The following is a 7,400-nucleotide window of genomic DNA, read 5'->3' as shown; positions in this document are numbered from 1 at the left end:
ACTCCCCATCCTGGGCATCACCAACACTCCGGACACCCACGGAACTTGATTAAGCCCTGGCAGACAGAGACACCCGAGGAAACATCCGCTCATCGAATCCGCACCCAAGCAAACGGCGGACAGACAGCCAGGGGACGCAACACCATGGCTTCAATCGGCGCGTGCATGCCTGCGGGACGCGCCAATCAGTGATGGCATTTCGTTCCGAACGTCGGGAGGTAGTTGTGAACCGGGACCTAAACCGCGAGACCAACTCGGTTTACGACAGTTCCCCAGTCCAGCTCAGCATGCAGCGATGTCAAAGCTACATTCGCGCCTGCGAGCAACGATATATGACGGTCGTAGCTCGGGTGGGCGGCCAACTGGGGCTTCACGCTGGGGAAGGCGTAGACCGGGATACTCGCTCCGAGCGCCTCGTTGAGGATGCCCAGCGCGAGGGTGTCGTTGATCCCCTGAGCCCATTTGTTAATCACGTTGAAGGTGGCGGGCACGACGGCGACGGCCGTGGCCGGGGGATGCGGCTCGGGTTCGCCGGGCTTCCGCCACTCCACCCGGACGGGATACCCGGTCTGCTGCGCAAGTGCGTCCCGGTCGACCCAGGTCGCGGCGGTTGGTGTGGCGGTGAGGCAAACGGTCCAGCCGTCTTCCTGTAGTAAGTCGATCAATTCATCGACGCGCAGTACCGGAGGGGCCGCGCAGACAACCAGGGCGAGCACGCCTCGTTGATTCATGCCAGCAGTCCGGCCCGTTCGGCAAGTGGCCGCAGCCCGGGCGTTACCGCTCGGCGCTCCTTCGACAGCAGGTCGAGCAGGAGCGTGCGGGCCTGCATGTTCGCGTGCACCATCTCGGCGGCTACCCGCTCGGCTTCGAGCAGGTGCAGCACCGAGATCGACCTGTCACCGGACGACATCAGCGCCGCTGCGGCCAGGTCGACGTGCACCTGCGCCCTTCGTCCCACCAGGACGGTGGGCAGCCGCGATGTGTCGAGTCGCGTCCCGATCTCCATGGCCTGGCCGGGGTTTCCGGCCCGTACGGCGGCCGAAACCGTATGAATGATGACGTTCGTTGGACCGAAGCCGGTCCACAGCCTATTGCGATCGCTGCCCAACGTCGTCGCCAGCCGCTCGGCACTCGTCAGGAAGGCGCCCGCTTGCTTTGTGTCGCCCTGCCCCGCGGCCTTGACGGCGGCCAGGAGTAACAGTGCACCCTGTGCAGAGAGCAGGTCAGGATCGGAGACCGGACCAGCCGAAGCCAAAGCACCGATGCTGGTTCGCACCACCTGCTCGGCCTCTGCCGATCTTCCGGGCTGCCGCATGAGTCCGCAGGCAGCCTGGTACGAGGCAACAGCAGCAAGCGCCTGATCGTCGGCAAGACGTGCGGCGGTGGCCGCCCGGTCAGCTGTCAGTAGGGTCGCCTCACCGTCACCCACCTTGGCTGCGAGCTTCGATGCGGCGATGTAGGCGGCGGCGAGCAGCCGAAAGGAACTGCTCCGGTGTATGCCGGTGGCATTGCCGCTCAGGGCCGTCGCTTGGCTGAGTACATCCGGTATCAGGCGGGCCGTCGACGTGTAGCTGGCTCGCTGGTAGAGGCTGTGCGCCCTGCCCACAGCGTGCCGGACCTCGGGCAGCGATGGTGTCGGCCGAGCTGAGTCCGTGAGATAGGTGCTGAGGAAGGTCCGAAGGCCGTTCAAGAGATCGGGCCTAGCGGCGGCGGAAACGGGATGACGTTCCATGTCCTTCACGGCCTGCCCTCGATGCGCTGCCACCGACACGTCGACGAGCATGTCGTCGAGCTGTTCGAGCGTAACTCTTAAAGCGGCGGCGATGCGGGCGCGATGCCACGGCTGCGGATCTGTTTCAGCGTTCTCCCAACGCACCACGGTGGATCGTTCCACGCGGAGCATGTCGGCTAGGCGTTCCTGGCTGTATCCGAGCGCCTTGCGCCGCTGACAGAGCCGGTGTCGCTTCAAGGCCATAGCCGAGCTCCCTCCACTCTGGGCGTCACTGTAGTAACCCAGCGTCGATCATGTGGGTACGCTAACGCCTCATTTCTGCGTCACACCGGCTCCTTTAGCGCTGTAGCTCCTGATCAGTCATTCGCCGAGGCTGAGCGTATGGCCCGGGGCGGGTGCTGGGCTCCGGCGAGGCCGCGTCCCCCGTCGCGGCTGCGCCGCCCCCGCCCGCTCCGGTGCCACACGACAGCAGGGGAGGGACATGATTTCGATCGACGGGCTGCTCGGCGAGTTGCCGATGCCGCCGTACGTGACAGCTGAGGACGTCGGTTTCGCCGTGAAGGCGGTGACCGTGCACGCGGCCGAGCAGTGGCCGGAGGGGCCGCGTTGCCGGAACGATCGTGCGCCGCATCCGTGCCGGCTGCATCGCTGGGGGCGGCGGGTGCTTGACCGGCGCGGTCTCACCGACCGGCAGGTACAGGCGTTGATCGCCGAGCAGGAGGCACCACAGCGATGATCTACGTGAGCGGGGAGCGCTTGCAAGCGCACCACGTGCGGGCCGCCGACTTCGACCGGCGCTGGCGGGGTCTCGACCCCAACCAGGTGTACGACTACCTGAACCGCGTAGCCGACGAATTCGAACTGCTGCACCGGCAGCTGACGACAGTGAACACCGAGGCCGAGCGCATCCGGCAGGCGTTGCGGCAGTGGCAGTCCCGGCACGCCGACTGTCGGCCGGCACCTCACGCTCACCCGGTGGGGGAGCGGCGGTGACCGGGGCGGCGGCACGGGAGGCGGTGACCCGTTGGCTGCGCCTGGTCGAGGCGGACGCGGAGCTGTCGGCGTACCTCATCGGGGTTGATCTGGAACGGCTCGCCGCGCATCTGGCCCGGCAGCTCGCGGCCGGCGGCCCGGTGCTGGACGGCTGGCCGGGGCTGCCGGAGGCGCAGCGGCGGCGGGCTGCCGACTACCTGGCCGGGGTGCTGGCGTCGGGCGACCAGGCGGTGATCACGCAGGTCGCCACGAGCTTCCGGGCCGGGCTTGAGGAGCACGCCCCGGGGCTGCTGCCGGAGCGGGTGGCTGAGCTGGTCGTCGCCGCGCTGGCCCGGCTGGTCGGCGGCGCTGGTGACCGGGCCGGGCGGTTGGCGCTGCTGGCGGTGCTCGGGCGGGTCCACCGCCGGTACCGGCTGCGACCGGAACACGGCCCGCTGGTCGGTGCCGCGCTGGCACCGGTGGTGCCGCTGCTGTGCCCGCCGCCGATCATCGGCTGGGAACATCGGTGGCGGCGGGCCTGGGCGCTCGTCGAACGCGCCGCCGCGCGGATGGGCGACGGGCCGGCGTTCCGGCCGGCCGAGGTGGCCGGCCGCGACCTGGCCGCCGAGGGCATCACGATCCTGACGGTACGCCCGTGGCGGCGGCTGCCGTTCCGTCCCGGTCAGGCGGTGCCGGTCTGCGTGCCGCAGCACCCCGGCCGGTGGCGCTGGTACTGCCCGGCCAACGCGCCGCACGCCGACGGCACCGTCGAACTGCACGTCCGCGCGGTCCCCGCCGGCACCGTCTCGCACACCCTCGTCCACGAGGCACGCCCCGGCGACCTGCTCCATCTCGGACCGCCCGTCGACATCGGACTGAGCCTGCCCGCCGGCCCGTCGTCGGTCCGTCCGGCCACTGCCGGGGATCTGCTGCTGGTGGCGGGCGGCACCGGGCTGGCCCCGCTGCGCGCCCTGGTCGAGCAGGTCGCCGCAGCGCCGGCCGGTCGCCGGGTGACGCTGATCGTCGGCGTACGCACCGTCGCCGACCTCTACGATGCGATTACCCTGGACAAGCTCGACCAGGCCCATCCCTGGCTGACCGTCGTGCCGGCGTTCTCCCACGACCCGTGCGCCGCCCCCGACGAGCAGGGCGACGCGTTGACGGTCGGGCTCCACCACTGTCGTCCCGGTCAGGATGTCTACGTCTGCGGGCCACCGGCGATGCTCGACGTCGCCCGGCAACGCCTTTCCGCCGTCGGGATACCGGCCAACCTACCCACGGTCCATTGACGCCGACCGGAGTGGCTGGCTCACGTGTTCGTGTCGCCGTACTCGCGGACACCGTCGACGTCGAGGGTGATCCGGCTGTTGTCGGCCCACCCGCCGGTGGCCTGCTGCCAGCTGGGGTCGTCGCGCTCGTCGATCGCCGTCCAGTTCGGGCGGTGGTGGCGTAGGTAGATGGGCCCGGTCGACGCGCCGGGAGCCAGTTCCCCGCCGGTGAAGGTCAGCTCGATCCAGCCGGGGACCGGCGTGCCGGGCGGCGGGAAGACCGTCGGGGTGGGCGTCGGGGCCGGTGGCGGAGCGTGCGGTGGCGGTGGCGGCGGAGCGGGCGGCGGGAAGAACTGGAGGTGGCGCTGCACGTCGGCACAGCCGATCGCGGCCCAGTCGCAGTTGGTGACCAGCGAGGTGTTCCCGCCCTCGAACGTCACGTGGTAGCGCACCCGCACGGCGGCCAGGTCCAGCGGCGCGGTGCCCGTGTTGACGATCGCGAGGACGTGCTGGATCCGGCTGTCGGTCGGTGACCAGCTCAGGTTGCGGTAGCTCACCCTCGCCTTCCCGTACGCGGTGCGGACCGGGGTCACGGGCGAGTCGAGGGAGTACCCGGCGTCGGTGTACGCCCAGACGGTGAGCCGGTACTCGGGGCCCGGCGCGAGGTGGGTCAGCGTGAGGTCGGTGTCGGTGGTGGTGCCGAGGCTGCGATAGGTGTTGGAGCCGACCCACGCCCGGACCTCGTACCGGATGGGCGCCCCGCCCGGCTCGCCGATCCAGCTCGACGGTGCCCAGGTCAGGGCGAGCAGGTGCGGCTCGTTGGCCACCACGACGGGTGCACCGGGCGTGGTCAGGACCGGCTCGTCGGCCGCACGGGCGACCGCGGTGCCGGAGAGCCCGAACACGGCAACCAGCACCCCGACAAGCGCGAACCGACGAACACCCATGCCCCCATGCTAGACGCCAACATGCACAATCATCAATCGTTTCCGGCCGCCCTTCCCCACCCCGCCCGCCACCTCAGCTCACGCGATCAAGGAGTTGCGGCTCCCGAATCATGGTGTTGTGCCCGGTTCGTCCGCCACCACAATTGCGTGATCGACGAGGGGGCCTGCTGCGCTCGGGTCGGGGAGGGGGCGCTGGAGGGGATTCGGGTCAGCGGCCGGGGGGCCGGTAGGTGATGGGTAGCCGGACCGCCGCGTCGATCTCCTCCGCAGTCAGCAGCGGAACCATGCGGGTGTCCACACCGCCCGCCGCCCGCACGGCGATGCCGAGGGCCGCGGCGGTCACGCTGTCCGGCACCTCGCAGATCACGTAGAGGTCGGCTTGGCCGAACCCGTAGTAAACAACCTCCATCTGGCCGCCGGCGTTCTCGATGAGGGCCTTGATCACTTCGGCCCGCGCCGTCCCGCCGTCCTTGGCCAGGCCCGCCATGCCCGTGACCGTGTAGGTCGCCGTGACCAGGAACTTCGCCACGCTGACACCACCTTCGCTAGCTCCCGACAGCCCTGACCGTGCCCGCCGCGCCTACCCGCTTCCCGGCCGGTTACGCCCCCGCGTAGCGGAGTCACCGTGGCCGTTCTCACAGAACGCTCTGCTGGTCGCCAAAAGCGGCGGCGGGATGTCGGTGCCGGGGGCTACTGTGCCGTGCGGGCTTCACCACCGCCGTCGCGCCAGGCCAATCTGCGCCACGTCGGCCACCACCGCTCGTCCTTCCGGACAGTTTCGACAACAGGAGACTTCGTGACACAGCAATCCGTCGCGGCACCTCAGCCTGTCCCAACCTCGGACAAGCTCGACGCCGCGGTGCTCAAGGTGGCCGGAGTCGTCGTGCTCGGCGCGCTCATGTCGATCCTCGACGTGACGGTGGTCAGCGTCGCCCTGCCGACGTTCCAGAGCGAGTTCGACGCGTCGTACGCCCGGGTGGCGTGGACGATGACCGGCTACACGCTCGCGCTGGCCACGGTGATCCCGCTCAGCGGCTGGGCCGCCGACCGGTTCGGCACCAAACGCCTCTACATGATGGCCCTCGCGCTGTTCACCATCGGCTCGGGACTGTGTGCCACCGCCGACACGATCGGCGAGTTGATCACGTACCGGGTGTTGCAGGGTCTCGGCGGCGGCATGCTCATGCCGATCGGCATGGCGATCATGACGCGGGCGGCCGGGCCCAACCGGATCGGCCGGCTGATGGCCGTGCTCGGCATCCCGATGCTGCTCGGTCCGATCGGCGGCCCGATCCTCGGCGGCTGGCTGATCGACGTGGCGAGCTGGCACTGGATCTTCCTGATCAACCTGCCGATCGGCGTCGTCGCGCTGGCCTACGCGCAGCTGGCCTTGCCGAAGGACAGCCCGCAGCCGTCCGAGTCGTTCGACTTTCTCGGCATGCTGATGCTCTCACCGGGCCTAGCCCTCTTCCTCTACGGCGTGTCCACCCTGCCCGAGGCCGGCACCTTCGCCGACCCCGAGGTGTGGGGGCCGATGCTGATAGGCGCTGTGCTGGTGGTGGCGTTCGTGCTCTACTCCTTCAAGCCCCAGCACCCGCTGCTCGACCTGCGGCTGTTCCGTAACCGCAGGTTGACCATCGCGGCGTTGACCATGTTCGTCTTCATCATCGCCTTCATGGGCGCCGGGCTGCTGTTCCCGAGCTACTTCCTCCAAGTGCGCGGCGAGTCGACGCTGCACGCCGGCCTACTGATGGCCCCGCAGGGCATCGGCGCCATGGTCACCATGCCGATCGCCGGCATGCTCGCCGACAAGGTGCCGGTCGGCCGGACGGTACCGTTCGCGCTGCTGCTCATCCTCGCCGGCTTCTTCACCTTCACCCAACTCGACGCGGACACCTCGTACCTGCTGCTCTGCGGCTCGCTGTTCGTCATGGGCCTGGGCATGGGCGGCACGATGATGCCGATCATGACCTCGGCGCTGAAGACCCTGACCGGGCACGAGGTGGCCCGGGGGTCCACGCTGGTGAACATCCTGCAACAGATCGGTGGTTCCGTAGGTGCCGCGACGATGTCGGTGATCCTCACCAACGAGCTGAACAAGTCCCGCACGATTCCCGGCCTGACCGGCCCGAACGGCGAGCCGATCACCGAGGCTGGCCTGGCCATCGCCGCCCAGCAGCGGCCGGAACTGGCTGAGCAGGTTCCCGACCCGTCGCTCATCGAGCGTGGTCTGGACTTCGCCGCCAACTCCTTCGCCACGACCTTCTGGGTGGCGTTCGCCCTGGTGGCGGCGACCTTCATCCCGGCCGCGTTCCTACCTCGACGGCGGGAACGGTCACACCTGCTGGACGACCAGCCCACCGACCAGCCCACCGACCAGCGTGCCCCTGCCATCGTGCACTGACCCACCCACCCCACCCCACCCCCACCCCACCCACCTCGACGCGTCGATCTAGGGACAAGCGTCGTTAGTCGATCTCC

General features: G+C 69.4%; 8 protein-coding genes. 4 read left to right on the top strand and 4 right to left on the bottom strand.

The features are described from left to right. Positions 1-236: 236 nt before the first annotated feature. Together ACFHWY_RS17950 and ACFHWY_RS17945 are read right to left on the bottom strand one after the other, a co-directional pair. On the bottom strand, positions 237-716 hold the full coding sequence (locus tag ACFHWY_RS17950) for a flavoprotein (RefSeq protein WP_416581346.1): 480 nt from the start codon (positions 714-716) through the stop codon (positions 237-239). A gap of 11 nt (positions 717-727) precedes the next feature. Continuing rightward, positions 728-1,975, bottom strand: coding sequence for a helix-turn-helix transcriptional regulator (locus ACFHWY_RS17945; RefSeq protein WP_416581345.1), 1,248 nt, complete (start codon positions 1,973-1,975; stop codon positions 728-730). A 238-nt stretch (positions 1,976-2,213) separates the two neighbouring features. On the opposite strand from ACFHWY_RS17945, the gene ACFHWY_RS17940 reads away from it, so the two are divergent. From ACFHWY_RS17940 to ACFHWY_RS17930, 3 genes are read left to right on the top strand one after another with little or no spacing between them, the layout of a single operon-like run. Further along, positions 2,214-2,468 (top strand): hypothetical protein, encoded by a 255-nt coding sequence (locus tag ACFHWY_RS17940; RefSeq protein WP_416581344.1) that lies wholly within the window; start codon positions 2,214-2,216, stop codon positions 2,466-2,468. After that, entirely contained in the window at positions 2,465-2,725 is a 261-nt protein-coding gene (locus ACFHWY_RS17935; protein ID WP_416581343.1) for a DivIVA domain-containing protein, read from the top strand. Before ACFHWY_RS17940 ends, ACFHWY_RS17935 begins: the two co-directional genes overlap by 4 nt. Continuing rightward, on the top strand, positions 2,722-3,993 hold the full coding sequence (locus ACFHWY_RS17930; RefSeq protein WP_416581342.1) for an FAD-binding oxidoreductase: 1,272 nt from the start codon (positions 2,722-2,724) through the stop codon (positions 3,991-3,993). The genes ACFHWY_RS17935 and ACFHWY_RS17930 overlap by 4 nt, the downstream gene beginning before the upstream one ends. 20 nt (positions 3,994-4,013) lie before the next feature. Here the strand turns inward: ACFHWY_RS17930 and ACFHWY_RS17925 are convergent, their stop codons facing one another. Continuing rightward, positions 4,014-4,919 (bottom strand): cellulose binding domain-containing protein, encoded by a 906-nt coding sequence (locus ACFHWY_RS17925; RefSeq protein WP_416581341.1) that lies wholly within the window; start codon positions 4,917-4,919, stop codon positions 4,014-4,016. 208 nt (positions 4,920-5,127) lie between these two features. Continuing rightward, positions 5,128-5,406, bottom strand: coding sequence for a GYD domain-containing protein (locus ACFHWY_RS17920; RefSeq protein WP_416581353.1), 279 nt, complete (start codon positions 5,404-5,406; stop codon positions 5,128-5,130). A gap of 309 nt (positions 5,407-5,715) precedes the next feature. Between ACFHWY_RS17920 and ACFHWY_RS17915 the strand changes: the two genes are divergently transcribed. Next, positions 5,716-7,323 carry a DHA2 family efflux MFS transporter permease subunit gene (locus ACFHWY_RS17915; RefSeq protein ID WP_416581340.1) on the top strand — a complete coding sequence of 536 codons (1,608 nt, stop codon included), beginning with the start codon at positions 5,716-5,718 and terminating at the stop codon, positions 7,321-7,323. The last annotated feature ends 77 nt before the right edge of the window (positions 7,324-7,400 follow it).

Origin of the sequence: Micromonospora sp. LOL_024, from assembly GCF_048060415.1 — a bacterium.
Lineage (GTDB): Bacteria > Actinomycetota > Actinomycetes > Mycobacteriales > Micromonosporaceae > Micromonospora.
Note: the sequence above shows the minus strand (reverse complement) of the source record. Positions and strands in the feature narration are given on the sequence as shown.